The organism is Fictibacillus sp. BK138 (assembly GCF_004216955.1).
Taxonomy (GTDB): domain Bacteria; phylum Bacillota; class Bacilli; order Bacillales; family Fictibacillaceae; genus Fictibacillus.
On record NZ_SGXL01000001.1, the window covers coordinates 1,177,866 to 1,204,650 of the forward strand.

Consider the following 26,785-nt stretch of genomic DNA (forward strand, 5'->3'; position numbering starts at 1 on the left):
AGTAATCGCTGACGGCAGCAGTCCGTTATCCTGTCCGAGTGCCGTAATTTATTTATCTATTACGGAACAAGGGTGGAACCACGAGATTATCACTCGTCCCTTCTATAGGGACGGGTGTTTTTTGTTTTACAATAAAGCTTTTTCTAAAAATGATTGTTGCTAATAGTCATTTTACTTCATTGACAAGTTGATTGGAGTGCAAGGTGCGAGACTCCTGCGGGCTCACCGCACGCCCCGCGGAAAGCGAGCATCTTGGAACTGAAATCAACTACATCCAAGACAACAAGGTTTACGAAACAGCTTACAATAAAAAAGGAGATGTTTTTTATGTCGTCTATTTCAATCAAATTCCCAGACGGATCGGTCAAGGAATTTCCAAAAGGAGTAACTTCTGAACAAGTTGCTGAAAGCATCAGCCCTAGCTTAAAGAAAAAAGCGGTAGCAGGGAAAGTAAATGGACAATTGTTCGACTTTTCACGCCCGATTGAAGAAGATGCATCGATCGAGATCATCATGCAAGACTCGCAAGAAGGTCTTGAGATGACTAGACACTCGAACGCTCACTTGCTTGCTCAAGCTCTTAAGCGTTTATATCCAGATGTGAAACTTGGAATCGGTCCAGTCATCGATAACGGTTTTTACTACGATGTGGATATGTCACACAATTTAACTCCAGAAGACCTTCCGGCAATCGAAAAAGAAATGAAGAAGATCGTAAACGAAAATCTTCAAATCGTCCGAAAAGAAGTAACACGGGAAGAAGCACTTGAAATTTATGAAAAATTAAATGACCATTTGAAGCTTGAACTGATTCGCGATCTTCCTGAGGGAGAAAAGATTACAATCTATGAGCAAGGTGAGTTCTTTGACCTTTGCCGCGGACCGCATGTTCCTTCAACTGGAAAGATCAAGGCATATAAACTAATGAGCATCTCTGGAGCGTATTGGCGAGGAGATAGCGACAACCAAATGCTTCAGCGTATTTATGGAGCTGCATTCTTGAGCCAAAAAGATCTGGATGAGTATCTGCACTTCATTGAAGAAGCACAAAAGCGTGATCATCGTAAACTAGGGAAAGAATTAGAACTGTTCATGTTCTCAGAAGAAGCACCTGGAATGCCGTTCTATCTTCCGAACGGTCAAACAATTCGTACAGAGCTTGAGAATTTCTCCCGTGAACTTCAGCGTCAAGTTGATTATGATGAAGTGCGTACACCATTTATGATGAACCAGCGTCTTTGGGAGCAATCAGGACACTGGGATCACTATCATGAAAACATGTATTTCTCTGAAGTAGATGATACTAAGTTCGCGATGAAACCGATGAACTGCCCTGGCCACATGCTTATCTTTAAAAATAAGCTTCATTCTTACAGAGATCTGCCAGTGCGTATGGCTGAATTCGGTCAGGTTCACCGTCACGAATACAGCGGTGCATTAAACGGTATGATCCGTGTACGTACTTTCTGCCAAGATGATGCACATATCTTTGTAACGCCGCAACAGATCGAAAGTGAAATTAAGAACGTATTTAAGCTTGTTGATAAAATTTACAGTACATTTGGATTTGAATACTCAGTAGAGCTATCTACTCGTCCTGAAGATTCTATGGGTGATGACCGTTTATGGGAACAAGCTGAAGGCGCATTGAAGAATGTATTAGAAGATCTGGGTATGAACTACCACCTTAACGAAGGTGACGGCGCATTCTATGGTCCGAAAATCGACTTCCACATTAAAGATGCACTTAAGAGAAGTCACCAATGTGCAACAATTCAGCTGGATTTCCAGATGCCTGAAAAGTTCGACCTAACTTATGTGGATGAAAATAACCAAAAGGTTCGTCCTGTCGTTATTCACCGTGCGATCTACGGTTCGATCGACCGTTTCTTAGGAATTTTGGTCGAACACTTTGCAGGTGCGTTCCCAACTTGGCTTGCACCAGTACAAGTAAAGTTGATTCCTGTATCCGATGTTCATAATGAGTATGCATATAAGCTTCAAGAAGACTTAAAAGAACATGCTGTACGTGTTGAAATCGACACAAGGAATGAGAAGATGGGTTATAAGATTCGTGAAGCTCAAATGAAAAAGATCCCTTACATGCTCGTACTAGGTGATAAAGAGATCGAAGACAATGCAGTAAACGTACGTAAATATGGTGAGCAAAAATCTGAAACTGTTTCTTATGAAGATTTCAGAGATAAGATTTTGGCTCAAATTAATGAAAAGAGATAAACATGATCAAGAGCAGCCGGCATGAATTCGGCTGCTTTTTCCTTATAAACTCCTTGTACAGATTATTGAGTGAAGAGGACAATATAAAAGAGAGAAAATCCTGCTCGCTTAACTTTCTGAAAAAAACTCTTGCATTACTTTTCAAAACGAAGTAAAATTAATTTCGTTGCTTATTACATTCGTTGTTTGACACATTTCACGCCAATATGTTATAGTATGTAAGGTTAATAAAATAAGTTTGACGCTAAAAAGCAGAAGCACCCGCTTCTCACCTGGTTCGACGCCGCTATTGGCTGTTGATGGGTAGATGGAATTCAGGCATGTCATTAGTACATAGCCGGTTTACGTGTGGGTGATTTATGCGCCGACGCTTTTTTTATTTGCAGAAATAACAAGTCGGGTGTTATTAACACTCACTGAAAAAATTTGGAGGTGACTTACTATTAGTAAGGACATGTCTGTCAATGAAGGCATTCGTGCTCGTGAGGTTCGCTTAATCGGTCCTGATGGAAGCCAGCTTGGCATTAAAACAAGACAGGAAGCTCTAGACCTTGCGGCAAACGCAAATCTTGACCTTGTACTCGTTGCTGCAACTGCTAAACCGCCAGTATGTCGTATTATGGACTACGGTAAGTTTAAATACGAGCAACAGCGTAAAGATCGTGAAGCACGAAAAAATCAAAAAGTCATTACGACTAAAGAAATTCGTCTAAGTCCAACAATTGAGGAAAACGACTTTAATACGAAGCTTAGAAATGCCCGTAAGTTCCTTGAAAAAGGTGACAAAGTAAAGGCAAGTATTCGTTTCCGTGGACGTGCAATCACTCATTCTCAAATCGGAAAAACGGTATTGGAGAAATTAGCGAAAGAATGTGAAGATCTTTCTACGGTGGAAACTCACCCGAAAATGGAAGGAAGAAGCATGTTTCTTATCCTAGCACCTAAAGCCGAAAAATAATTTTTACCAGGGAGGAAACCATTATGCCTAAAATGAAAACTCATAAAGGTGCTGCAAAGCGCTTTAGAAAAACTGGAACAGGTAAATTAAAGCGTGCACGCGCTTATACTAGTCACTTGTTTGCAAACAAGTCTACAAAAGCTAAGCGTAAGCTTCGCAAAGCAAAGCTTGTTCACAGTGGTGACTACAAGCGTATCCGCACATTGTTAACTTACAAAAAACGTTAATCATACGATAAGTTGATTTAAAAATAGGAGGTTTTTAATATGCCAAGAGTAAAAGGTGGCTATGTAACACGTCGTCGTCGTAAAAAAGTTCTTAAGCTAGCTAAAGGCTATTTCGGATCCAAACATAAATTATTTAAAGTAGCACAACAACAAGTATTCAAATCTTTAATGTACGCTTACCGTGACCGTCGTCAAAAGAAGCGTGACTTCCGTAAGCTTTGGATCACTCGTATCAACGCTGCTGCTCGTACAAACGGTCTTTCTTACAGCCGTTTAATGCACGGTCTTAAACTTGCGGGTATCGACATCAACCGTAAGATGCTTTCTGAAATCGCAATTACTGACGAAAAAGCTTTCGCAGAATTGGCTTCAAAAGCAAAAGACAGCCTAAAAGCTTAAATTTGACTAAAAGAAAAGATCATTTCCTCAATTGATGGAGATGATCTTTTTTACATTCTGAAAGGAAAAGGGAAAAGGTGTTTATCTTATATTTGATCATAATGAATACAGTTGCTTACTTGGTCATGAAAAAAGACAAATTTTCTGCACAAGAAGGTAATTGGCGTACGCCTGAATCTAGATTATGGATGCTCGCCATCGCCGGAGGAGCTCCTGGCATGTGGCTTGCGATGAAGAAGTTCCGCCATAAAACGAAGCATCCGTCATTCCGTAACGGCTTGCCGATCTTAAGTATTTTTATTACAGTTATCGCAGGATGGTTTTTGTAGATTTTAATCCTGCTGCAAATATCGTTTGTCTTTTAAGAATAACCGCCAGAAAACATAGAAACCTGGTGTTAGTATAGCGAGACCTACTATATACATAATCATTAATGAGTAGAATGTTTCTGTTGTAGTGAAAGCCTCATAGATGGTTAGATCAGGGTAGACGATATATGGCAAATGTGCCAATCCATATCCGACGCTTGCCAGTCCATATTGCAACACTGTTGCTAGCAGTGTAAACCTTGGCCGTCCAATCCCTGGGCGGTTTTGTTTTGGCCACCAAAGAGAAGCATAGGCTATGCAGAAAGAGATTAAGGATAAAATGAACCATATTTTTTGACCCATAAGGTTATCAACAAGCCAGCCAGCTTCGGGTGCCATAAATATAAGGGTAAATAGAGCGGATAACAGTGTTAGCGGTCCGAGAAGTATAGCATTTCCGCGGTATAGCCGGTATGCATCCTCTCTATTGGAAACACGCGAATAGTCAGCTAAAAAAAGAGAAGATAGATAGAGCTCAGAAGTCAGTCCGAATAACACGTACAAATATAAGGTTGGGCTTGAAAAAAGCTTCCCTAATAAAAGGCTTTGAGTCTCTCCATCAACACTAATAAATCCTCCTTGTGAAATAGGAAGTACGGCGATTAGCAGAGATGGGATTAATAGTCCGGAAATTCCTGAAATAAAGAACATTGTCTTCCGATAGCCTTGAACAGAATAGGAAAATACCATAAAAGCACTCCGGATAGCTAAGAAAAAAAGAATCAGCGATACGGGGACAAGCATTACTGTTCCAAGTGTATAGGCACCTTTTGGAAAGAATCCAACGAACGCTACAACCAAAAGGACCAGGAAAGTATTTGTTATCTCCCATGTAGGCGAAAGAAAACGATTTGCGATCTTCCCGGCCATCGTTTTGTGATTGTTGTAGACCATGGCCCAAAAACCTGCGCCAAAATCAATCGAGCCAAAAATACTGTAAACAAAGATAAAGCTCCACATGATGAGTATCGCAAGTACCTCTTCACTCATACCCAATCCTCTCCTTCCTATCCGTATAGTTTATCCATATCTTTAGACACTGGATTGCGTTTGAAATAAGCAGTCAATATTAAAACGGTCAGAACACTCAGCAGAGCATACAAAAGTAAAAACAATAGGAAAAGCATTCCGAGATTTTCATTCCTCGTGGCTGCTTCTGCAGTTGTCTGGACTCTATAGATCGTCCATGGCTGTCTTCCGCTGCAGCTGAATACCCAGCCAAATTCAATACAAAGCATGGAAAGCGGACCGGATAAAACGAGAGACCAAAGCAGCCACTTCGGAAAAGGTCTGCCCCTGTTTTTAATAAAGAACCACCAATACAACAATGCGATTCCTGCAAGTCCCAATAAAAGTGTTCCGATACCAACCATTAAGTTAAACAAAGTATGCACGTAAAAAGGCGGCCATGTTTCACGCGGGAATTCATACAATCCTTTTACTTCAGTATCAAACTTGCCTGCTGCAAGCCAGCTCAATGCCCAGGGAATTTCAATGCCGTATTTTACTTCTTCTGTCTTCGGGTCGGTGTAGCCGCCTATCGCCAGCGGTGCATAGCGCTGGGTTTCAAATAACCCTTCTGCAGCTGCCAGTTTCTCTGGAGAATGCTGATGAAGAATCTGGGCTGAGTGATGCCCTGACAGAGCAGATACGAAACTCATCGTAAACGCGACTACAAGAGACATGAACAATCCTTTAAGGTGATAAGCTCGTTCCCGGTCTGAACGTTTTTTTAATAGTTTGAATGCTGCTACTGATGCTACAGCAAAAGCCCCTGTCATATAAGCAGTAATCGCTACATGGAAGGCAGAAGATACAAAACTTGGGTTAAAGAATGCGTCCCATGGGTGAACATCATAGATCGTACCATCTGGCTTTATCTTAAAGCCGTCAGGCGTATTCATCCATGTATTTACCGCTGTAATGAGAATAGCTGAAGCAACAGCTCCAAAGGCAACAAAAAAAACAGAGATCAGACGGAAGTATCTTGGGAGTCTGTCGGCAGCATATACATAGATTGACATGAAAAGAGCTTCTAAGAAAAAAGCGAAAATTTCAATCTGAAAAGGAAGGGAGATTACTTTACCTACGATTTCCATGAATCCAGGCCAAAGTAAAGAAAGCTGGACACCTACGATAGTTCCAGAGGGAATGGCAACACCTAATAATACAGCAAAAGCCTTAGTCCATCGCTTTGCCATTATGGCATAATCATTATCTCCTTTTACTTGGTGAATGATTTCTGCAATAACTATCATTAAGGGAAGACCAACACCTAGGGTAGCAAAAATGATATGAAAACCGAGTGATGTGCCAAAAAACGCTCTCGCTAGTACGACTGTGTCCATGCCGAATCCTCCTAAAAAATAAAACTATGTAAACAAATATTCTATGTTTAAGGTGTCATAAAGCATATAGGTTTATTCACGCTATAAAATTGTCATATAGTGCTCGTCTGCTGTCATATGTTGACTTAAAGGGGAGATGCAGCGTGTTAGAGGATACTAGTGTCTACATGGAAGTCCTTAAGTTCAGCGGAATTTTTGCCCCTTTGCTCTTTATACTTTTGCAAGCGTTCAGACAATTTTTTTTCCTGCCAGTCGGCTTGATCTGTCTTACAGGAGGGATATTGTTCGGTGCAGTAGCAGGCACTTTGTATTCGGTCATCGGCATTACACTGTCGAGTGTACTCTTCTATTTTGGGATGAAAAGTATGCCGAAGCTTATGAAGAAAATCAAAAGACTTCAAAGAAAATGGATCGGGAAAAGAATGCCTTTTTCAGTAGGTCAGATTGCTATACTAAAGATGATCCCTTTTATGCATTTTCATCTGTTAAGTCTTTGTTTGATTGAAATTTCGTCAAATTTTAAAGAATATACTAAAGCAAGCATCATCTCAAACATACCAATAGCCATTTTTTACTCATCATTCGGATCTATCATGCTCTCCCTGTCTCTTATAACTTCAGTCTTACTGCTTGTAGTACTTTCAGTCTTGTTCTATTTGTTGAGAAGGAAAGAATGGGTCATAAAATGGAGTGAGTTTTTTGAGGAAGAAGCAGAAAATAGAGAAAAACAGCGCATGCCTGCATAAGGTATGCGTTTTTAAATAATCATTTCTGAAATTTCATAAATGATTCCTGAAATTTTTATGTTAATTCCGCGAGATCCGATATGGCGCATTCAACTGTCCCCGAAAATTCATCCTCGAATGTATGACAAGATAACGTTATAATAGCTTAGGAATGAAAGGCAGGGGACGAACGTGAAAATTGAAAAACTTTTTTCCATGCAGAATGAATTAAATACTCGAATTGTAAAAGAACATAACCTTGAAAATATTTCGTTATCAAATCAGAGAAGATTAGCATTTCTTGTTGAGCTCGGAGAACTTGCGAACGAAACAAGATGCTTTAAATATTGGAGTAAACGTCCAGCATCTGAAAAAGATGTAATCTTAGAAGAATATGTAGACGGACTGCATTTTGTTTTATCGATAGGATTAGAACTAGATAGTACAGAAATAGATTTGCCTAGTGAGGTTGAACTTATAGAAAAGATGGACAAGATGGAGTTAAACCAACTGTTTCTTTCTCTTTATCAGCAAGGGGCAAAAAGTTTTTCGAAGCAAGAGTTTTATTTATTTTTGAATGAATTTTTGGGATTAGGAGTTAAGCTTGGATTTTCGTTTCGAGAAATTGAAGAAGCTTACCTAAAAAAGAACGCTGTAAATCATGATCGTCAGGATTCGGGGTATTAAATAAGAAGTTTCATTATTTAACAAATAAAAAAAACCCGGAAAGACCGGGTTCTATTTTAAGCCGTTTGATAAAGTCGTTAAAATTTCTTCCTTCTTTTGTTCGTCTGAATTTTTCCAGATTACTTCGAATAGGACACCAAGACCAGGAAGCATTTTTTCTTCGCCGCTCTCGATGGCATCTACGATTGTATCTTGTAATTGTTCTTTATTGTTGCCAGTAACGTTATGCAATACAGCTTTTCTCAAATCAAGATTCATGGATAAGCACCTCTGTTAATATTTTTCTTTTTTTATTGTGCACGTTCTGAACTTGTTTTATGAAAAATTTAATAAATTTTTATGATTTAAAGGAGTACTTATTATGAAACACATCGAATCTGACTCCAACGCTTCGTTAAAGCAATGGAAAAAATTGCATACAAGAAAAGAAAGAGAAAAAACAGGTACTTTCCTGCTGGAAGGACCTCATCTTATTGAAGAAGCAATTTCTTCTGGTGCAAAGCTTCAGCATGTTATTATTGAAGAGAACTTTATGGTTAAAGAGGAATGGCTCAAAGAGAAATTCACGTTGTGGTCTGTCCCGGCAAAATTAATGAAACAGCTTTCTGAAACAGAAAAGCCTCAAGGTATTATTGCTGTGTGTGAGATGACGGAACAGCCCGAAGAAAGAATCAAAAGAAATGGTCGCTATTTACTGATTGATGGTGTTCAAGATCCAGGGAACTTAGGAACGATTATTCGTACGGCAGACAGTGCAGGACTTGATGGGGTTTTCTTAGGAGAAGGTACGGCAGATCTTTATAATGGGAAGACAGTCCGTTCTACTCAAGGATCGCTATTTCATCTGCCGATCATAAAAGCAGATCTAAAAGAAATCATAACGGAATGTAAAGCTGAAGATATTCCTGTGGTTTCAACATCCCTGAAAGAGGCAGTTGATATGAGAGAACTGCCTGAAATGGAAGGGTTCGCATTGATTATGGGAAATGAAGGATCAGGTGTACAAACAAAATTTCAAGAAGAATCCTCGTTTAATGTGAAGATTCCAATCTTTGGTCAAGCAGAATCCCTTAACGTTTCTGTCGCGACGGGTATTCTTCTTTATGAACTTCAGCGAAAACGATGATGTTTTCTTGTTTTTATACTGAGATTCATTGCAATTCTTGATTTTGTTCATATATAATGTAAAAAGACGAAGATGAATAGATAAAAAAACACTGATGGAGAAGAGTAGATAATCATTCCGCCAAAAAGGGAGGAAATGTCCTGGACTGTAAGCATTTCTTTGGTAGGTATTATTGAATTCACTCCTGAGTTGCCACCTGAACATTATGGAGTAGGGCTGGCCGGTGAAGAGCCGTTATTAAAATGAAGTGAACAGTGTATTTTCATTGTTAAATTGGGTGGTACCGCGAACTCCTCGTCCCTTATTGGATGAGGAGTTTTTATATTTTTAAGGAGGGGTTGTACTTGAAAGACCGTTTAGAAGCATTAAAAGTCGAAGCGATCGAAAAAATCAATCAAAGTCATGATTTGAAAGATCTTCAAGCTGTTAAGGTAGCATACCTAGGAAAAAAAGGACCCATTACTGAAGTTTTAAAGGGAATGGGTAAATTGTCGGCAGAAGAAAGACCTGTTATTGGTGCGTATGCGAATGAAGTGCGTGACAGTATTCAGCTTGAACTAGATAAGAAGCAGACAGAATTAGAAAATGCTGCGATTACTGAGAAGCTGGCTAAGGAAACAATTGACGTTTCTTTACCTGGAAGACCTGTAAAACAAGGGAATGCACATCCGCTGACAGCAGTTGTAACCGAAATTGAGGACTTGTTCCTAAGTATGGGCTTTACGATTGCAGAAGGACCAGAAGTTGAGACCGATTATTATAATTTCGAAGCTCTCAATCTTCCTAAAGGACATCCGGCTCGAGACATGCAAGATTCTTTCTTTATAACGGAAGACATCTTACTTAGAACACAGACTTCACCGGTTCAAGCTCGTACGATGGAAAAGCATGAAGGTCAAGGTCCTGTGAAAATCATCTCTCCAGGAAAGGTTTACCGAAGAGATAATGATGACGCAACACATTCTCATCAGTTCATGCAGATTGAAGGACTTGTGGTTGACCAGAACGTGCGTTTAAGTGACTTAAAAGGTGTTCTGGAAACGTTCGCTAAAAAGATGTTTGGTGAAGACCGCAAAATTCGTTTGCGACCTAGCTTCTTCCCGTTTACAGAACCGTCTGTTGAAATGGACATTTCTTGTTTTAAATGCAGCGGGAAAGGATGTTCAATCTGTAAACAGACAGGCTGGATTGAAATTTTAGGAGCAGGAATGGTTCATCCGAACGTTCTAGATATGGCTGGTTTTGATTCTAAGAAGTACACAGGCTTTGCATTTGGTATGGGGCCTGAGCGAATCGCAATGCTTAAATACGGCATAGATGATATCCGCCATTTTTATGCGAATGATATCCGGTTCTTAAAACAATTCAAAAATGCATAATTAGGGAGGGGAAATTTGATGCTAATTTCTTATAACTGGCTAAAAGAGTATGTAAATGTAGAAATCAGTCCGTCTGAGCTAGCGGATAAAATAACGAAGAGCGGTATCGAAGTTGAAATGGTTGAATCCTTGAATAAAGGAATCAGCGGTGTTGTTGTCGGGTATGTACAAGAGTGTATTCAACATCCAAACGCTGATAAGCTGAGAGTCTGTAAAGTTGATATCGGGCAAGGGGAAGTTTCTCAGATCGTTTGCGGCGCACCGAATGTTGCAGAAGGACAAAAGGTAGCAGTTGCAGTTCCTGGAGCAGTTTTGCCTGGAAACTTCAAAATTAAAAAAGCAAAGCTTCGCGGTGAGGAATCCCTTGGTATGATCTGTTCACTGCAGGAGCTAGGAGTTGACACAAAGCTTGTTCCGAAAGAATATTCTTCAGGAATCTTTGTGATGCCGTCTGATGCAGAGCCAGGAAGCGATGCATTGGAATATTTAAACTTGAATGATCATGTGCTGGAGCTTGGTCTTACACCAAACCGCGCAGATTGCCTTAACGTTTTAGGAGTTGCTTATGAAGTAGCCGCTATTTTAGAACAAGATGTTAAACTTCCAGATACAACGATCGCGACTTCTGAAGAAAAAGCTGAAGATTTTATCTCTGTCAGCATTGAATCATTAGAAGATAATCCTTATTATGGGGCGATGATCATTCGTGATGTTAAAATCGGACCATCTCCATTATGGATGCAGAATCGTTTAATGGCGTCAGGAATCCGTCCGATCAATAATATTGTTGATATTACAAACTACGTTCTTCTTGAGTATGGTCAGCCGCTTCACGCATTTGACTATAACCGTCTAGGCTCAAAGGAGATTGTTGTTCGCCGAGCTGCAGAAGGTGAAAAGATTCAGACACTTGATGATCAGGACCGCTCGTTGAAAGACACTCACTTAGTGATTACAAATGGTAAGGAGCCAATTGCAGTTGCAGGTGTTATGGGTGGAGCAACGAGTGAAGTGCAAAATGATACAACGAACGTGTTACTGGAAGCTGCATACTTTGCTTCAAGCCGTGTGAGAGCAGCTTCAAAAGATCTGGGCTTACGAAGTGAAGCAAGTTCAAGATATGAAAAAGGAATCGACCGCAATCGTGTATATGCTGCAGCGAAACGAGCAGCAGGGTTAATGGCTGAACTAGCTGGCGGTAAAGTAGCAGAAGGAATCGTAGAAGCCGGAAAACGCGAAGTGAACACGTATTCTGTAAAAATGGATGTTTCCAGAATGAACAATCTGCTTGGAACGACTATCTCATCTGAACAAACTTCTGCTATTCTTGATCGTCTCGGCTTTTCGTACAAAGAGTTGGATGGCATATTTGATGTTGTTGTTCCAACTAGAAGACCTGATATTACAATCGAGGCTGATTTAATTGAAGAAGTCGGCCGTATTTATGGTTACGATCGTATCCCTACGACTTACCTTTTATCGGAAGCTCGTCCTGGTGGCTTAACAGTAAGCCAGGCTAAGCGCCGTGAGATCCGCAAATATTTAGAAGGTGCTGGCCTTTATCAGGCAGTAACTTATGCTTTGACAACACCGGAAAAGTCTACGCATTTCTCATATACGGAGGATGCTGTCTACCCGATCTCAGTTGCTCACCCGATGAGTGAAGAGCGAAGCACTTTGCGTATGAGTTTATTGCCGCAGCTTCTGGAAGTGCTTCAATATAACCAGAATCGCTCTATGGAGGATCTGGCTGTATATGAAATGGGCTCAGTTTTCATTAATCGCCAAGAAGTATTAAACGATCTTCCAGAAGAATACGTGTTTGTTTCAGGTGCTGTAACAGGTGTATTCAACGAACACTTGTGGCAAGGTGAAAGAAAAGCAGTAGACTTCTATGTGTTAAAAGGAATCTTAGAAGGACTAATGAGTGAATTGAATCTTTCTGAACGTATTACGTATGAGTCTGGTGAAATTGAAAACATGCATCCTGGAAGAACTGCAGTAGTAAAACTAGACGGTATTCCTGTTGGGCTTGTTGGTCAGCTTCATCCAGCACTGCAAAAAGAACTTGATCTAAAAGACACTTACGTATTCGAGCTGAACGCAACGAGTCTGATCGATGCAGAAACAGAGCAAATGGTCTACCAGACGTTGCCGCGTTACCCTTCAATCACTCGCGACATCGCTTTGGTCGTTGATCAAGACTTGCCTGCAGGCGATCTGTTCACAGTAATTCAAGCTGCTGGCGGTGAATTGCTAAAAGAAGTGAATCTTTTTGATCTGTATCAAGGAGAGAAGATGGAAGAAGGAAAGAAATCACTTGCTTTCTCCTTAAAATATTTTGATCCCGAACGTACACTAACTGACGAAGAAGTTGTAACTGCACACAATCGCGTTTTAAAAAGTTTAGAAGAACACTTTGGAGCGCAGTTAAGAAAATAAACGTAAAAAGAAACTGGCTTGCTTTCATGCAAGCCAGTTTTTATTTGATCTAGTATTCAATTTACGGTACGTGTTTTTTTATTTATTACACGTTCGCTCAAAAGATACCCGGTTACGCTCAGAATCTTCGAGCAGCGCTCAAAATTGCTTAGCTACGCTCAAAATCTTTCAGTTACGCTCATACTATACCGTTCTTCGCTCAAACCATAACTAAGATCGCTTTTTCTTCAATAGATTCAACGCCTTTTGAGTGTTTGCAAAATGTTTTTTTGTTGCTGTATCAAAAAAGGATTCTCCGAACTTTTCTGCTAGTTCAGCCGCTTTCACATCAACGTGAGGTCCGGCGCCTTTTGGGATAACAGTGTTAAAGCGTGCTCCGAGTTTATCCATCTCCTTTAAAAAACTGTATCTAGCTAATATTGAGGCAGCAGCCACTGCGATATGGATTGATTCACCTTTTGTAGCAAAAAAGATACCCTCTTTTAAAAGGTTTTTCTCTTTCGTTAAGTAATTAAAATAAACGCCCGGTTCGCAAAACTGATCCACTAATATCCCATCGATCTCTTCGCCTTCTATTTTAGCTTTTACATTTTGAAGAGCGCGATTATGCAAGATCGCTTTTATTTTCCCTTGAGTCATCCCTTTTTGCTGAAGCTCATTATATTTTTCATTATTAAGTACAAGGAGGGAGTAGGGTACAGTGTGAATAAGTTCTTTCGCAATCTGAACGATCTGTTTATCGTTTAAATGCTTGGAATCCTTGACACCAAGTTCCCTTACCAGTTCAAGCTGGTCTCGTGATACATATGCTGCTGCAACTGTCATCGGTCCGAAATAATCACCTGTGCCAACCTCATCGCTGCCTATCATCGATAATTCTGCAGCATTTTGAGGCGGTGCATAACGATGAGGCGGTTTAGTTGTTTTGCTTTTTACTTTAGATGGTGAGACTTGACCTGAAAATTTTTGAGAAGCTTCTTCTGCTCCTTTACCTTGGAACAGTACTTTCCCCGAATTGTAAGCTGTTACTGTACAATCTGGAAGTTTTGCAGAAAAGACAGCACCAGGCGGAGTTTTCTCCAGAACGGCATGTGCCAAATCTTTTTTCATGGCTAAGATTTCGGTATTCGTCATTTTTTTTACAACATGAGCCATAATAAATGCCCCCTAAATTTATAAAATTTCCAAATATATCAAAATTTCTCTAGAAATGAACAGAAATATTTTCAACTATGTAAGATATTTGATAAGATGTAGATTAGAGTATTCATCTAATGATCGATCCTTTTTATGACAAGGAGGTTTTTTCGTGGCGGAAGACAAAAATAAAAACCGTACGACGGTCGAGATCTATGGACAACGTTATGTAATTGCAGGGACCGAACCTTCCAGCCACATTCATTTAGTAGCTGATAAAGTAGATTTGAAAATGAGAGAAATTCAATCTCATAATCGGTTTCTTGATTCGAAACAACTCGCTGTACTAACAGCGGTAAATACAATGAGTGAATATTTAAAGATTAAAGAAGAGCTGAAAAAATTGCAACAAAGAATTGGAAAAGAGGAAAGTTAACATGCTGGATTTAATTCTGTTTATCTTATTATTAGGTGGTTTTTTGATCGGATTAAAACGCGGGTTTATTATGCAACTCGTACACTTAGTAGGCTTTATCGCAGCTTACATCGTTGCTTATCTGTATTATGATGATCTCGCTCCAAAGCTTGAGCTATGGATTCCTTATCCATCTTCTAATGATGGTTCTGCCTCTTTATTGCTTAATAGCATCTCCCTTGAGCAGGCCTATTACAATGCGATCGCTTTTGCTATTTTGTTCTTTGCAACAAAAATCATTCTTCAAATTTTAGGCTCTATGCTGGATTTTCTGGCACATTTGCCGATTCTGCATACTGCAAACAGATGGCTTGGCGGACTTCTGGGTTTTGTAGAAGTTTATCTGATCGTATTTATTTTACTGTATATCGCAACATTAGTGCCTATCGAATCATTTCAGGCGCATTATGATAATTCATGGATCGCACAGGGAATGGTCAAAAACACCCCCGTATTTTCTGAGTCAGTTAAGGAAATGTGGATGAAACATATGGCGTAAAACTTCTCCCTCCTTGGAGAAGTTTTTTTATTAAATGGCTGTTTTCGTATACATTGTTGCTCTTCGATAGTAGTTGATTTCCGCTCCAGGTTGCTCGCTTTCCACGGGGCGTGCGGTGAGCCTCCTGCCGCTTTGCGCCATTAGGAGTCTCCACCTGACCGCTCGTCCCGTAGGAGTCTCGCACCTTGCGCTCCTATCAACTTGCATAGGAAGAAAAGAAGAAAACATCCAAAAAGCAACAATCCTTATAAAAGAGTCTATTAAATAAATCGAGAATGATAGAAAAGGAGTACATTATGGCTAATAAAAAAGAAATTGTACGTGCTTTAGAACAGATTGCTCTTTATCTCGAGATTCTAGGAGAAAATTCTTTTAAAGTTTCCGCTTACCGAAAAGCAGCGAATGCTCTTGAAGGTGATGAGCGAACGATGGATCAAATAGAAGATGTTTCGAAAATAAAAGGCATTGGTAAAGGAACGGCTGCAGTTATTATCGAAATGATGGATAAAGGTGAATCTGAACTACTTATTGAACTTCAGGAAAAAGTACCTTCTGAACTTATTACATTATTACAAGTTCCAAACTTGGGCGGAAAAAAGATTGCGAAACTTTACTCAGAACTGGGCGTAACAAATATTGAAATGCTAAAAGAAGCGTGTACTGCCGGGAAAGTAAGAGAACTTGCCGGATTTGGAGCAAAGACAGAAGAGAAGATCCTTTCATCATTAGACGATATCGGAAAGAGACCTGAAAGGCTGCCGATCGCTTATATGCTTCCAATAGCTGAAAGTATTGAGTCTCAGTTGGAAGAGATGAGGCATATTGAAAAATTCTCAAGAGCAGGCAGTCTAAGAAGATACAGGGAAACGATTAAAGATCTTGATTTCATTATCTCTTCAAAAAATCCAGGAAAAGTGAAGGAACAGCTATTAAACTTGCAAGGAGTTACGGATGTCATTGCAAGCGGTGATACGAAGGTTTCCCTCGTATTAGGAGAGAAGATGGCTGTTTCAGTAGACTTTAGAATCGTTGAACCCGAGCAATTCGCAACGACACTGCATCATTTTACAGGTTCAATGGAACACAACGTCAAAATGAGGCAGTTGGCTAAAACCAGAGGAGAAAAGATTAGCGAATATGGTGTTGAAAATACAGAGACTGGTGAAGTTCGAACGTTTGAAACTGAAGAAGAATTTTACGAATACTTCGGGTTGAATTGGATACCGCCTGAAGCGAGAGAAACTGGTGAAGAAATTGAACTTCTGGCAGAAGATTATGAGTTTGTTCAATTATCGGATATTAAGGGAGACCTGCATCTGCATTCCACTTGGAGTGACGGCGCATTCTCGATAGAGGAGATGGCTGAAGAGGCGAGGAGCCTTGGGTATGAGTTCATGGCTATAACGGACCATTCACAATATCTTCGAGTAGCCAACGGACTTACTCCCGAGAGAATCCGCATGCAGCGGAAAGAGATCGATAAACTGAACGAAAAATATAAGGACTTCAAAATATTTGCCGGCATTGAAATGGATATATTGCCAGATGGTACACTAGACTATGATGATGATCTTCTAGATGAGATGGATTTTGTTATTGCGAGTATCCATTCAGCTTTTTCACAGGATCAGAAAAAGATTATGAAACGTTTAAAAACGGCTCTCGATCATAAAAAGGTAGATTTAATCGCTCATCCGACGGGGCGCCTGATCGGCCGAAGAACAGGGTACGATGTTGATGTGGATATGCTGCTTCAGCTCGCCTATGAAACAGATACCGCAATAGAATTGAATGCTAACCCAAACAGACTGGATCTATCGCCAGACTGGTTAAGAAAAGCGCAGGACCTCGGTGTGAAGATTGCGATTAATACGGATGCGCATTACAAAGAAACGATGAAACATATGGAGATAGGGGCTGCGGTAGCGCGAAAAGGTTTTATTAAAAAAAGTTCTGTGATTAATACGATGACTTTGAAAGAATTTGAAACCTATTTAAACCGTAAAAAATAGCTCTATATCCTCGGATCAGGAGGAAGTTTAACATGCAAGAAAAAATGTTGCGAGTCTTAGAATTAAAAAAAGTAATTGAAAGATTAAAGAAGCATGCAAGCTGTTCATTAGGAGTAAATAAGATCGAAGCTCTTGTCCCTTTAACAGAACTGGAAGAAGTGAACGCTGCACAAGAAGCAACAGATGAAGGGGTAAAGGTACTGCGTCTAAGAGGGCAGGTTCCTTTCGGCGGGATATTTGATATTCGTTCAAACGTAAAACGTTCAAAAATAGGGAGTCTTTTAAACGAGGAAGACTTGATGGATATCGCGTCAACTCTATATGGCGGCAGAAGATTTAAACGTTTTATAGAGGGGTTAGTGGAAGATGGCATCGAACTTCGCATCTTGAAATCTGCTGCTGAACAGATCATCCCATTGCAGGAAGTTGAACAGTCTATTAAAAATTGCATAGATGACCACGGAAATATGATGGATAGTGCGAGCGCAGAACTAAGAACAATACGCCAGCAGCTCCGTACTTTCGAAGCTAGAGTCAGAGAAAAGCTTGAATCAATCGTTAGATCTTCAAGCTATCAAAAGATGCTGTCTGATTCTATCATAACGATTCGTAATGATAGATTTGTTATTCCTGTTAAACAAGAGTATAGAGGAAACTTTGGCGGAATGGTTCATGACCAGTCTGCCAGCGGTGCTACCCTTTTCATTGAACCGCAATCAGTAGTAACCATCAATAATCAGGTGAAAGAAGCAAAAGCAAAAGAAACACGTGAAATAGAGAAGATATTAAGAGAACTCACAGCACAAGTTGCTGAAACAGCTGATGATATCCTCTTGAACGTGGATGTTTTGGCAGAAGTAGATTTTATTTTAGCCAAAGCGCGTTTTGCAAATGAACTTAAATGTACGAGACCGATTATGAATGATAAAGGATTCATTGCTCTTTATAACGGAAGACATCCGCTGCTGGATCAGGAGACAGTAGTTCCAACGAGTGTGAAGCTTGGAGGAGAGTATCAATCTCTTGTTATCACGGGTCCAAATACAGGAGGGAAGACCGTTACTTTAAAAACGATTGGTCTTCTTACATTAATGGCCCAATGCGGATTGCAGATTCCAGCACAAGAAGAATCTGAGATGGCTGTCTTTAAAACTATTTTTGCAGATATCGGTGATGAGCAGTCGATCGAACAATCATTGAGTACATTTTCATCCCATATGGTTAATATTGTTGATATCTTAAACAAGCTGGATTATGAATCTCTTGTCCTATTCGACGAACTCGGTGCAGGAACCGATCCGCAAGAAGGTGCAGCACTTGCGATTTCTATTCTGGATTTTGTATTTGCAAGAGGAGCTCGTGTTGTAGCAACAACACATTACAGTGAATTGAAAGCCTATGCTTACAACCGTGAAGGCGTCATGAATGCCTCAGTAGAGTTTGACGTACAGACACTGCGTCCAACATACAGGCTTTTAGTAGGCGTTCCTGGACGAAGTAATGCTTTCGAAATTTCGAAAAGACTCGGGTTGCGTCAAGATATAATCGATTCAGCTAGATCCCAGATCAGCGAAGACGAAAATAAAATTGACAATATGATACGATCACTTGAAGATAACCGGAAACAAGCAGAAAAAGAAATGCAGGAAGCTGAACGTAAAAGAAAAGAAGCTGAAGCGATCAAAGCTGATCTTGAACGCGAGTTAGAGCTTTATCAAAATGAGAAAGAGCGGCTGTATCATAAGGCAAAAGAAGAAGCAGAACGAGCTGTTGAAAAAGCCCGTGAAACAGCTGAAGAGATCATTGTTGAGATTCGTGAACTTCAAAAATCAGGCGGGCAGATCAAAGAGCATAAATTGATTGAGGCAAAAAAGAGATTGGAAGAAGCCGTTCCGAAATCAAAATCAAAAAACAAGAAACCAAAAGCTGCGTCCACTAAGAAAGAATATATACCTGGTGATGAAGTAAGAGTGTTGAGTGTTGGTCAAAAAGGTCACATCGTTGAAAAAGTCAGCAGCAGCGAGTATCAAGTGCAAATAGGTATCTTAAAAATGAATGTGTCAGAACGTGATCTGGAATGGATTAAAGAATCCAAACCAAAACCTGAACCGCGCTCATTTGTAAAAGTAACAGGTTCCAATGATTCTTCACGTCCAGAACTGGACTTAAGAGGTAAGAGGTATGAAGACGCGATGCTTGAGGTTGACAGGTATTTAGACGAAGCCATGATGGCAGGTTTTAACCAAGTGTATATCATTCATGGAAAAGGAACTGGAGCGCTTCGTAAAGGCGTACAAGAGCTATTAAAATCACATCGCAATGTTAAATCTACAAGAATGGGTGCCGCTGGTGAAGGCGGAGGCGGAGTAACAGTAGCCGTTTTAAAGTAATCCAAAGCCATCATCCTGTAACGGAAATCAACTACTTTCAGGGCAACAAAGTTTGCGGACCAGCCTTTACTATAAGGATAGATCAATTATCAAGCCATCTACAAAGGGGAATTGCCGATGGATTTTATGCAGAACGCTTTTTTAAAAACAGCTGCAAACTATAGCGTTGTAGTTCTTTGTCTCGTCTTGTTCTTAGCTGTATTCGAACTTGTGACCCGCTATAAGAACTGGGTAGAAATTAAAAAAGGAAATCTTTCAGTTGCAATGGCAACAGGCGGTAAGATTTTTGGGATCGCCAATATTTTTAGATATTCGATTGCTCAGAACGACTCATTGCTGATGATGGTCATGTGGGGAATATTTGGATTCATTTTGCTTTTGATCGGTTATTTTATTTATGAATTTTTAACGCCTAAATTTCAGATTGATAAAGAAATTGAAAATGACAACAGAGCTGTAGGTTTTATTTCAATGGTTATCTCGGTCGGTCTGTCATTTGTTATTGGTGAAGGCATTGAATAATTGAAGGGATAAAATATGGAAACGTTATTTAAAGTACTTTTTGTTCTAAGCGGCGTATTTATTGCGGCAGGTTTTGTTTATTTATTATTTTTTACATGATTAAAATCCAGACCTTTCTATAGGGGGTCTGGATTTTTTTTGGATAAATTTTACCGATTATTTATAATTTTTAAAAAAGTATATAAAATTGTATACGTTTTCAATATAATAGGAATAAAGATATAGAAATTTTTGAAGGAAGGCGTGAATTAAAGGAGGAGATGCAAGTGGAAAGAAGGTGGCTTAACAGTTACCCAAGTGAAATTCCGGGACATCTTGATTACGACAGCAAACCTTTATTCGCGTATTTAGAAGAAGCAGCAGAACAGAAAAAAGACAATACTGCTGTTCATTTTTTAGGCAAGACATTAACGTTCGGCGAACTGTATGAGAGCTCTTTGCGGTTTGCCCATTCACTTTCAGCATTAGGAGTGAAAAAAGGGGACCGTGTAGCGATCATGCTGCCAAACTGTCCGCAGGCAGTAATTGCTTATTACGGTACATTGTTCTTAGGTGGAATAGTTGTCCAGACGAACCCGCTTTATACGGAAAGAGAGCTGCGCCATCAGCTTTCTGACAGCGGAGCAAAGGTAATCGTCAGTTTGGATCTGCTCTTTGGAAGAATATCTGCTGTAAGGAATGATACGAATGTTGAGCACGTTATAATAACAGGTATCAAGGATTATTTGCCATTTCCCAAAAACCTGATTTACCCGTTTGTGCAAAAAAGGCAAAATCCAACGGTTATTGTAAACATTTCTTATAATCATGAAGTTCATTCTTTCACAGAACTGCTTAAGCGCTCAAAACCTATCAAGCCGGAGGTCAACATCTCTCCTGATGATGATCTGGCATTATTGCAATATACGGGCGGTACGACAGGACCAGCGAAAGGTGTGATGCTTACACACCAAAACCTGGTCGTCAACGCTTTGCAGTGTAACGCGTGGATGTATAAGAATCGTGATGGAAAAGAGAAGATCCTTGGGGCTCTGCCGTTCTTCCATGTGTATGGGATGACATGTGTGATGAATTTAGGAATCATAACGAAGGCCCAGATGATTATCCTTCCACGATTCGATCCGGCACAAGTTTTAAAAACGATTCATAAAGAGCGACCAACGCTATTTCCTGGTGCTCCGACCATGTATATTGCACTTCTGAACCATCCTGACTTAAAGAAATATGACCTCTCTTCTATCCAGGCTTGTATAAGTGGTTCAGCAGCTTTGCCTCTTGAGGTTCAAGAAAAATTTCAAGCGGTTATTTCGGGTTCATTAGTTGAAGGATATGGTCTCACTGAAGCTTCACCAGTAACTCATGCAAATTTAATCTATGGAGAGCAAGTAAGGGGAAGTATCGGCCTGCCTTGGCCGAATACGGAAGCAGCTATTATATCTGCCGAAACTGGTGAATGGGCAGAGCCAGGTGAGGTTGGCGAACTGGCAGTAAGAGGTCCCCAAGTCATGAAAGGGTACTGGAATCAGCCTGAAGAAACAGCTTCTGTTTTTAGAGATGACTGGCTTATAACTGGTGATATGGGCTATATGGATGAAAGAGGTTACTTTTACATTGTTGACCGAAAGAAAGACCTGATCATTGCTGGTGGCTTTAACATTTATCCTCGTGAAGTCGAAGAGGTATTATACGAGCATGATAGTGTTAAAGAAGCAGTGGTCGTTGGTGTACCTGATGAATATCGGGGAGAAACCGTAAAAGCTTTTGTTGTGCTGAAAGAAGGCGCGGAGTGTACAGAAGAAGAACTGAACAAATATTGCCGAGAACATCTGGCATCATTTAAAGTACCAAGACTCTATGAATTTAGAGATGAACTGCCTAAAACCATGGTAGGAAAAATTCTAAGAAGAGTCCTTCTTGAAGAGGAACGAGAAAAATCAAAACAAAACAATTAATACACTATTAAAAACCGCCATTGTGCGGTTTTTGTTTTGGATCCGAACCTCCTACGGAATTCAAGCATAAGGAAAAGTATTCTTTCTTATGGGATTTTCTTGAAACACTATGTTGACAAGGTGATGGAGCCGAAATCAACAACTCTCAAAAGCTACAAGGTTTGTTGAAAACAGGCTTATAAAAACTTCCTGCTTGTCAACATAGATAAAAAAATGACATAATGAAATTGACAGAAAAGAAAGATTTGTTTTACAATTATGAATGAACAATCATTCATTTTTTAAATGGTTGTGTTATACACAAATGAGGCGATAGTTATGAAGCGAAAAGGTCCAAAGTATGAAAAAATAATTGATGCTGCTGTTAATGTCATTGCAGAACACGGCTATCATCAATCCCAAGTCTCAAAGATAGCGAAAGAAGCAGGTGTCGCTGATGGCACCATCTATCTTTACTTTAAGAACAAAGAAGATCTGCTTGTTTCTGTTTTTAATGAGAAAATGGGGACCTTTATCGAAAAAACAGAAAATGAGCTCAAAAGCAATGACTCGGCTATTGAAAAACTTAGAACACTTGTCGAGATGCACTTTAAGCAATTAACGGCAGATTACGAATTATCGATCGTTACGCAATTAGAGCTGCGCCAAACAAACAGACAGCTTCGGGCCAAAATAGGAGAAGTATTGAAAAGGTATCTAAATCTAATAGATTCTATACTTACGGATGGCATGAATGAAGGTGTGTTTGTACGAGATATGGATTACAGGCTTGCTCGACAGATGATTTTCGGAACAATCGATGAAACGGCTACGAACTGGGTAATGAATGATCATAGATATGATCTTCCCGCTCTTTCTGGTCCCGTTCATCAAATGCTCGTAAATGGTCTTGCAGTCAGATCTGCACAGCCAGAAAACCTTTCTTGAGGAGGATTGATATAGTGAATTATCTGCAAGTTGAAAAGCAAGGTAAAATAGCCGTTATAAAGCTAAATCGAGCCCCTGCAAATGCTCTTTCAACCGGTGTGATCGAAGAAATTGACGGTGCATTGGATCAGATAGAAAATGATAACGCGATAAAATCAGTCGTTATTCTTGGAGAAGGGCGTTTTTTCTCAGCAGGAGCAGATATTAAAGAATTCACGGAAGTTCCTGATGAAAAAGGATTTGCGATGCTTGGCAAGAAAGGCCAGGACGTTTTTAACCGCATTGAGCAATTTTCAAAACCGGTTATTGCTGCAATTCACGGAGCAGCACTGGGCGGCGGTCTGGAACTGGCAATGAGCTGTCATATAAGACTTGTTGCAGAAGATGCAAAGCTTGGTCTTCCTGAACTGACGCTAGGTCTTATTCCTGGATTTGCAGGAACGCAAAGGCTGCCTCAATTAGTAGGTGTTCCGAAAGCATGTGAGATGCTCTTGTCTAGTAAGCCGATATCCGGAAAAGAAGCTGTATCTTTTGGATTAGCGAATGATTCCTTCCCTGCTGAAGACCTTTTTGAAAAGGCTTACAAAATGGCGGAGAGTTTTTCAGAAAAGAGTGCTGTATCCATCAAATACACATTGGAATTACTGAATTATGCTAAGCATGGTCTCTATGAAAAGGGATCAGAAAAAGAACAGGAACTGTTTGGAAAAGCTTTTAAGAGCCATGATGGCCAAGAGGGGATCCAAGCATTCATAGAAAAAAGAAAGCCTGTATTTCAGGACCGATAATTAGGAGGGGTAATAATGAATATTTTTGTTATTTTAAAACGTACTTTTGATACTGAAGAAAAGATCTCTGTTTCAAATAATAAAATTTCCGAAGACAGTGCTGAATTCATCATCAATCCTTATGATGAGTATGCAATTGAAGAAGCGATCACATTAAAAGATGCACATGGCGGAACGGTTACGGTTGTAACTGTAGGCGATGAAGACTCAGAGAAAGAGCTTCGTACAGCTTTGGCTATGGGTGCAGATCAAGCAGTGCTTATTTCAAACGAAGACTTAGACAGCCAGGACCAATTTACCACTTCTTCTGTTTTAGCGGCATATTTTAAGGATAAAGAATATGACATCATTTTAGGCGGAAATGTAGCGATCGATAACGGAACTGGTCAAGTGGGTCCACGCTTAGCAGAATTGCTTGATATTCCTCATGTTACTACGATAACTAAAATTGAAATTAACGGTACAACTGTAAATATTGAGCGCGACGTAGAAGGAGATCTTGAAAAGATTGAAACTTCCCTTCCGTTGCTAGTGACAGCACAGCAGGGCTTGAATGAGCCGCGCTATCCATCGCTTCCAGGAATTATGAAGGCAAAGAAAAAGCCGCTTGAAACGCTAGAACTTGATGATCTTGATATCGATGAAGACGATGTTGAAGCTAAAACAAAAACAGTAGAAATTTATCTTCCTCCAAAAAAGGAAGCTGGAAAAATCTTATCTGGTGACACAGCAGATCAAGTAAAAGAGCTTGTATCGCTGCTTAGAAACGAAGCAAAGGTTATATAAGGGGGAGACATCATGGCAAAAAAAGTTTTAGTACTTGCAGAATCTCGTGACGGTGCATTGCGTAACGTATCATTCGAAGCAATAGCAGCAGCAAAAGAAATTTCAGGCGGAGGAGAAGTGTTTGCTGTATTGTGCGGCGACTCTGTACATTCTCTTGCAAATGAATTAGTTCATTACGGAGCTGATCGTGTTTTAGTCGCAGAAAATGAAAAGCTAGCAAACTATACAACAGACGGCTACTATCAAGCATTGAAACAGATCATCGATGAAGAAACACCGGAAGCAATTGTTTTCGGACATACATCACTCGGAAAAGATTTATCACCAAGGCTTGCAGCACGTTTAGAATCTGGTCTGATCTCAGACGTAACTGGATTAGAACAAGCCGGTGAAAATACAGTGTTTACACGTCCTGTATATTCCGGAAAAGCGTTCGAAAAGAAATTAATCAATGATGGTCTAATCTTTGTTACTATTCGTCCAAACAATATTGCGCCATTAGAGAAAGATGAATCACGCTCTGGAGAAGTGAAATCTGTATCCGTTGAAATTAAGGATCTTAGAACGATCGTGAAAGAAGTCGTACGCAAAACTTCTACTGGTGTTGACTTATCAGAAGCGAAGATTATCGTTGCTGGTGGACGCGGAGTGAAATCTGAAGATGGATTCAAGCCTCTTCAAGAACTTGCAGACGTACTAGGTGCAGCTGTTGGTGCTTCCCGCGGAGCTTGTGATGCAGATTATTGCGATTACTCGCTTCAGATTGGCCAAACAGGTAAAGTTGTAACGCCTGATTTGTATATCGCGTGTGGAATCTCTGGTGCCATTCAGCACTTGGCAGGGATGTCCAATTCAAAAGTCATCGTTGCTATCAACAAAGACCCGGAGGCAAGCATCTTCTCAGTTGCAGACTATGGAATTGTTGGCGATCTTTTTGAAGTAGTTCCTTTGTTAACAGAAGAGTTCAAAAAAGTGTTAGTATAAATGAACAATCAAACGTCCAGTTCGCTGGACGTTTTTTTACGGAGCATTGTTGATATTGGAAGTGGTTGATTTCCGATCCAGTATGCTCGAAGAGAGACTTTGAGCGAAAAAGGGAAATTTTGAGCGAAACGAAAGGTAGTTTGAGCGTAGCTAGCAGATCTTGAACGTACAACGACGTTTTTGAGCGAAACTCGATAAAACTGAGCGAACGTGTAATAAAAATAAGAACACGTACCGTGAATTTTCATTTACATAAAAAGGGGGAGTTTTTGTGACGACTATAGCTTTTATTCGCCATGGTGAAACGGATTGGAACATCGAGAGAAGAGCACAGGGTTGTATGGATATTCCATTGAACGAACAAGGAATAAAGCAGGCTAGAGCTCTTGCGGAGCGTCTTCGTGCAGAAAAATGGGATGCGATCTATGCGAGCCCGTTATCAAGAGCTTTTAAAACGGCAGAAGCGATTCAGGAATTAACAGGACTGGACATTGTACCGGATGATAGACTGCGCGAGATCTCATTCGGTGATACAGAAGGAACAACTGAGGCTGAACGACTTGAACGCTGGGGAGAAGATTGGGTTAAGCTTGAGCTTGGAAGAGAATCAAATGAGTTAGCAGATCTACGCTGGCAAGAAGTCTTACAAGAAATTGTTCAGAAGCATGAAGGCCAAAAAGTTCTCATCGTGACTCATGGTGCACTCTTAGTTAGGATTTATAAATCCCTTTTACAGGATAAAACGGATAAGTGGTATGGATTGAACAACACATCTCTTTCTATCTTTAAACGTCAGGATCAGAAATGGTCTTGTGAATTGTTTAATTGTCAAAAGCATTTAGAAGTAGCAAAAACCAACTAACGTTTGTCATGATTAAAACTTGGGTACCATAAGGTTGAGCAAACTATTAGCAACTGTGTAATTTGTGGGATATACTTTGTTTACACTTTGTATTTAAAAGGAGGGCCAAATAAATGGCTATTGTTAATGCATCAGATCAAACATTTAATACAGAAACGAATGAAGGTTTAGTACTTGCTGATTTCTGGGCACCTTGGTGCGGACCTTGTAAAATGATCGCTCCAGTCCTTGAAGAACTAGATCAAGAGCTTGAAGAAGTTAAAGTTGTTAAACTTGACGTTGATGAAAACCAAGAAACAGCTGGAAAGTATGGCGTAATGAGTATTCCTACACTTCTAGTATTCAAAGACGGCCAAGTCGTTGATCAAGTTGTAGGCTTCCAGCCAAAAGAAGCATTAGTTGAACTTTTAAACAAGCATAAGTAAGCATCGTTAAAGCCCGGTATTCCGGGCTTTTTTCTATGTAAGCTGTTGACGCCTAATTTGATTATCGATATAATACTATCGGTAATGAAAATCATTATCATTAAAAAGTTTTAGGGGAGGATGAACCAG

General features: G+C 40.0%; 26 protein-coding genes and 2 other annotated features (1 of these 28 running past the window's edge). Of the genes, 22 read left to right on the forward strand and 4 right to left on the reverse strand.

The annotated features are described in order from the left end of the window. Positions 1 to 104: a binding site (T-box leader), on the forward strand (it extends 125 nt beyond the left edge of the window). A gap of 223 nt (positions 105 to 327) precedes the next feature. The 5 genes from thrS to EV282_RS05750 all read left to right on the forward strand — a co-directional run bounded on the left by thrS (position 328) and on the right by EV282_RS05750 (position 4,151). Beyond that, positions 328 to 2,238 (forward strand): threonine--tRNA ligase, encoded by a 1,911-nt coding sequence (gene thrS / locus EV282_RS05730; RefSeq protein ID WP_130294538.1) that lies wholly within the window; start codon positions 328 to 330, stop codon positions 2,236 to 2,238. Positions 2,239 to 2,692: 454 nt separating this feature from the next. Further along, a complete protein-coding gene (gene infC / locus EV282_RS05735; RefSeq protein WP_130294539.1) occupies positions 2,693 to 3,196 on the forward strand; it encodes a translation initiation factor IF-3 in 504 nt (167 codons plus the stop codon). Positions 3,197 to 3,219: 23 nt separating this feature from the next. Then, complete coding sequence (rpmI, locus tag EV282_RS05740; RefSeq protein ID WP_130294541.1) at positions 3,220 to 3,423, forward strand: 50S ribosomal protein L35; 204 nt, start codon at positions 3,220 to 3,222, stop codon at positions 3,421 to 3,423. 39 nt (positions 3,424 to 3,462) lie between these two features. Further along, positions 3,463 to 3,822 (forward strand): 50S ribosomal protein L20, encoded by a 360-nt coding sequence (rplT, locus tag EV282_RS05745; protein ID WP_066291543.1) that lies wholly within the window; start codon positions 3,463 to 3,465, stop codon positions 3,820 to 3,822. Between the two features lie 77 nt (positions 3,823 to 3,899). Then, the gene (locus EV282_RS05750) at positions 3,900 to 4,151 is read left to right on the forward strand and encodes a DUF1294 domain-containing protein (protein ID WP_413466120.1); all 252 of its coding nucleotides are present in this window, start codon (positions 3,900 to 3,902) and stop codon (positions 4,149 to 4,151) included. Positions 4,152 to 4,154: 3 nt separating this feature from the next. Here the strand turns inward: EV282_RS05750 and EV282_RS05755 are convergent, their stop codons facing one another. Together EV282_RS05755 and EV282_RS05760 are read right to left on the reverse strand one after the other, a co-directional pair. Continuing rightward, positions 4,155 to 5,180, reverse strand: coding sequence for a cytochrome d ubiquinol oxidase subunit II (locus EV282_RS05755; RefSeq protein WP_130294543.1), 1,026 nt, complete (start codon positions 5,178 to 5,180; stop codon positions 4,155 to 4,157). Between the two features lie 17 nt (positions 5,181 to 5,197). Then, entirely contained in the window at positions 5,198 to 6,538 is a 1,341-nt protein-coding gene (locus tag EV282_RS05760) for a cytochrome ubiquinol oxidase subunit I (protein ID WP_130294545.1), read from the reverse strand. Positions 6,539 to 6,681: 143 nt separating this feature from the next. Here EV282_RS05760 and EV282_RS05765 point away from each other — a divergent pair, with 143 nt between their 5' ends. Both EV282_RS05765 and EV282_RS05770 read left to right on the forward strand, forming a co-directional pair. Then, positions 6,682 to 7,284 (forward strand): TVP38/TMEM64 family protein, encoded by a 603-nt coding sequence (locus EV282_RS05765; protein ID WP_226535370.1) that lies wholly within the window; start codon positions 6,682 to 6,684, stop codon positions 7,282 to 7,284. Between the two features lie 171 nt (positions 7,285 to 7,455). Continuing rightward, on the forward strand, positions 7,456 to 7,950 hold the full coding sequence (locus EV282_RS05770) for a dUTP diphosphatase (protein ID WP_130294547.1): 495 nt from the start codon (positions 7,456 to 7,458) through the stop codon (positions 7,948 to 7,950). 51 nt (positions 7,951 to 8,001) lie between these two features. On the opposite strand, the gene sspI is transcribed toward EV282_RS05770, so the two are convergent. Beyond that, positions 8,002 to 8,208, reverse strand: a complete 207-nt coding sequence (gene sspI / locus EV282_RS05775) for a small acid-soluble spore protein SspI (RefSeq protein WP_066291537.1) — start codon at positions 8,206 to 8,208, stop codon at positions 8,002 to 8,004. A gap of 103 nt (positions 8,209 to 8,311) precedes the next feature. On the opposite strand from sspI, the gene EV282_RS05780 reads away from it, so the two are divergent. The 3 genes from EV282_RS05780 to pheT all read left to right on the forward strand — a co-directional run bounded on the left by EV282_RS05780 (position 8,312) and on the right by pheT (position 12,897). Beyond that, positions 8,312 to 9,076, forward strand: coding sequence for a TrmH family RNA methyltransferase (locus tag EV282_RS05780; RefSeq protein WP_130294549.1), 765 nt, complete (start codon positions 8,312 to 8,314; stop codon positions 9,074 to 9,076). 82 nt (positions 9,077 to 9,158) lie between these two features. Further along, positions 9,159 to 9,381 (forward strand) — a binding site (T-box leader). Positions 9,382 to 9,420: 39 nt separating this feature from the next. Continuing rightward, on the forward strand, positions 9,421 to 10,455 hold the full coding sequence (pheS, locus tag EV282_RS05785) for a phenylalanine--tRNA ligase subunit alpha (RefSeq protein WP_130294551.1): 1,035 nt from the start codon (positions 9,421 to 9,423) through the stop codon (positions 10,453 to 10,455). An 18-nt stretch (positions 10,456 to 10,473) separates the two neighbouring features. Further along, entirely contained in the window at positions 10,474 to 12,897 is a 2,424-nt protein-coding gene (pheT, locus tag EV282_RS05790; RefSeq protein WP_130294553.1) for a phenylalanine--tRNA ligase subunit beta, read from the forward strand. Between the two features lie 210 nt (positions 12,898 to 13,107). Here the strand turns inward: pheT and rnhC are convergent, their stop codons facing one another. Beyond that, a complete protein-coding gene (gene rnhC / locus EV282_RS05795; RefSeq protein ID WP_130294555.1) occupies positions 13,108 to 14,052 on the reverse strand; it encodes a ribonuclease HIII in 945 nt (314 codons plus the stop codon). Positions 14,053 to 14,206: 154 nt separating this feature from the next. Between rnhC and zapA the strand changes: the two genes are divergently transcribed. The 12 genes from zapA to trxA all read left to right on the forward strand — a co-directional run bounded on the left by zapA (position 14,207) and on the right by trxA (position 26,656). Further along, on the forward strand, positions 14,207 to 14,470 hold the full coding sequence (zapA, locus tag EV282_RS05800; RefSeq protein WP_066291524.1) for a cell division protein ZapA: 264 nt from the start codon (positions 14,207 to 14,209) through the stop codon (positions 14,468 to 14,470). Position 14,471: 1 nt separating this feature from the next. Beyond that, the gene (locus EV282_RS05805) at positions 14,472 to 15,008 is read left to right on the forward strand and encodes a CvpA family protein (RefSeq protein WP_130294557.1); all 537 of its coding nucleotides are present in this window, start codon (positions 14,472 to 14,474) and stop codon (positions 15,006 to 15,008) included. Between the two features lie 293 nt (positions 15,009 to 15,301). Beyond that, a complete protein-coding gene (polX, locus tag EV282_RS05815) occupies positions 15,302 to 17,020 on the forward strand; it encodes a DNA polymerase/3'-5' exonuclease PolX (protein WP_130296913.1) in 1,719 nt (572 codons plus the stop codon). A gap of 32 nt (positions 17,021 to 17,052) precedes the next feature. Further along, positions 17,053 to 19,410: an endonuclease MutS2 gene (locus EV282_RS05820; RefSeq protein ID WP_130294561.1), complete on the forward strand. Its 2,358-nt coding sequence runs from the start codon at positions 17,053 to 17,055 to the stop codon at positions 19,408 to 19,410. A 117-nt stretch (positions 19,411 to 19,527) separates the two neighbouring features. Continuing rightward, positions 19,528 to 19,932 (forward strand): DUF350 domain-containing protein, encoded by a 405-nt coding sequence (locus EV282_RS05825; protein ID WP_130294563.1) that lies wholly within the window; start codon positions 19,528 to 19,530, stop codon positions 19,930 to 19,932. Between the two features lie 260 nt (positions 19,933 to 20,192). Next, complete coding sequence (locus EV282_RS05830; RefSeq protein WP_130294565.1) at positions 20,193 to 21,884, forward strand: long-chain-fatty-acid--CoA ligase; 1,692 nt, start codon at positions 20,193 to 20,195, stop codon at positions 21,882 to 21,884. A 318-nt stretch (positions 21,885 to 22,202) separates the two neighbouring features. Further along, complete coding sequence (locus EV282_RS05835; RefSeq protein ID WP_130294567.1) at positions 22,203 to 22,811, forward strand: TetR/AcrR family transcriptional regulator; 609 nt, start codon at positions 22,203 to 22,205, stop codon at positions 22,809 to 22,811. A 14-nt stretch (positions 22,812 to 22,825) separates the two neighbouring features. Beyond that, the gene (locus EV282_RS05840; RefSeq protein WP_130294569.1) at positions 22,826 to 23,599 is read left to right on the forward strand and encodes an enoyl-CoA hydratase; all 774 of its coding nucleotides are present in this window, start codon (positions 22,826 to 22,828) and stop codon (positions 23,597 to 23,599) included. A 15-nt stretch (positions 23,600 to 23,614) separates the two neighbouring features. Further along, positions 23,615 to 24,385: an electron transfer flavoprotein subunit beta/FixA family protein gene (locus EV282_RS05845; RefSeq protein ID WP_130294571.1), complete on the forward strand. Its 771-nt coding sequence runs from the start codon at positions 23,615 to 23,617 to the stop codon at positions 24,383 to 24,385. 12 nt (positions 24,386 to 24,397) lie between these two features. Next, a complete protein-coding gene (locus tag EV282_RS05850; RefSeq protein WP_130294572.1) occupies positions 24,398 to 25,369 on the forward strand; it encodes an electron transfer flavoprotein subunit alpha/FixB family protein in 972 nt (323 codons plus the stop codon). 271 nt (positions 25,370 to 25,640) lie between these two features. Next, the gene (locus EV282_RS05855; RefSeq protein WP_130294574.1) at positions 25,641 to 26,231 is read left to right on the forward strand and encodes a histidine phosphatase family protein; all 591 of its coding nucleotides are present in this window, start codon (positions 25,641 to 25,643) and stop codon (positions 26,229 to 26,231) included. 113 nt (positions 26,232 to 26,344) lie between these two features. Continuing rightward, positions 26,345 to 26,656, forward strand: coding sequence for a thioredoxin (gene trxA, locus EV282_RS05860; RefSeq protein ID WP_077359253.1), 312 nt, complete (start codon positions 26,345 to 26,347; stop codon positions 26,654 to 26,656). The last annotated feature ends 129 nt before the right edge of the window (positions 26,657 to 26,785 follow it).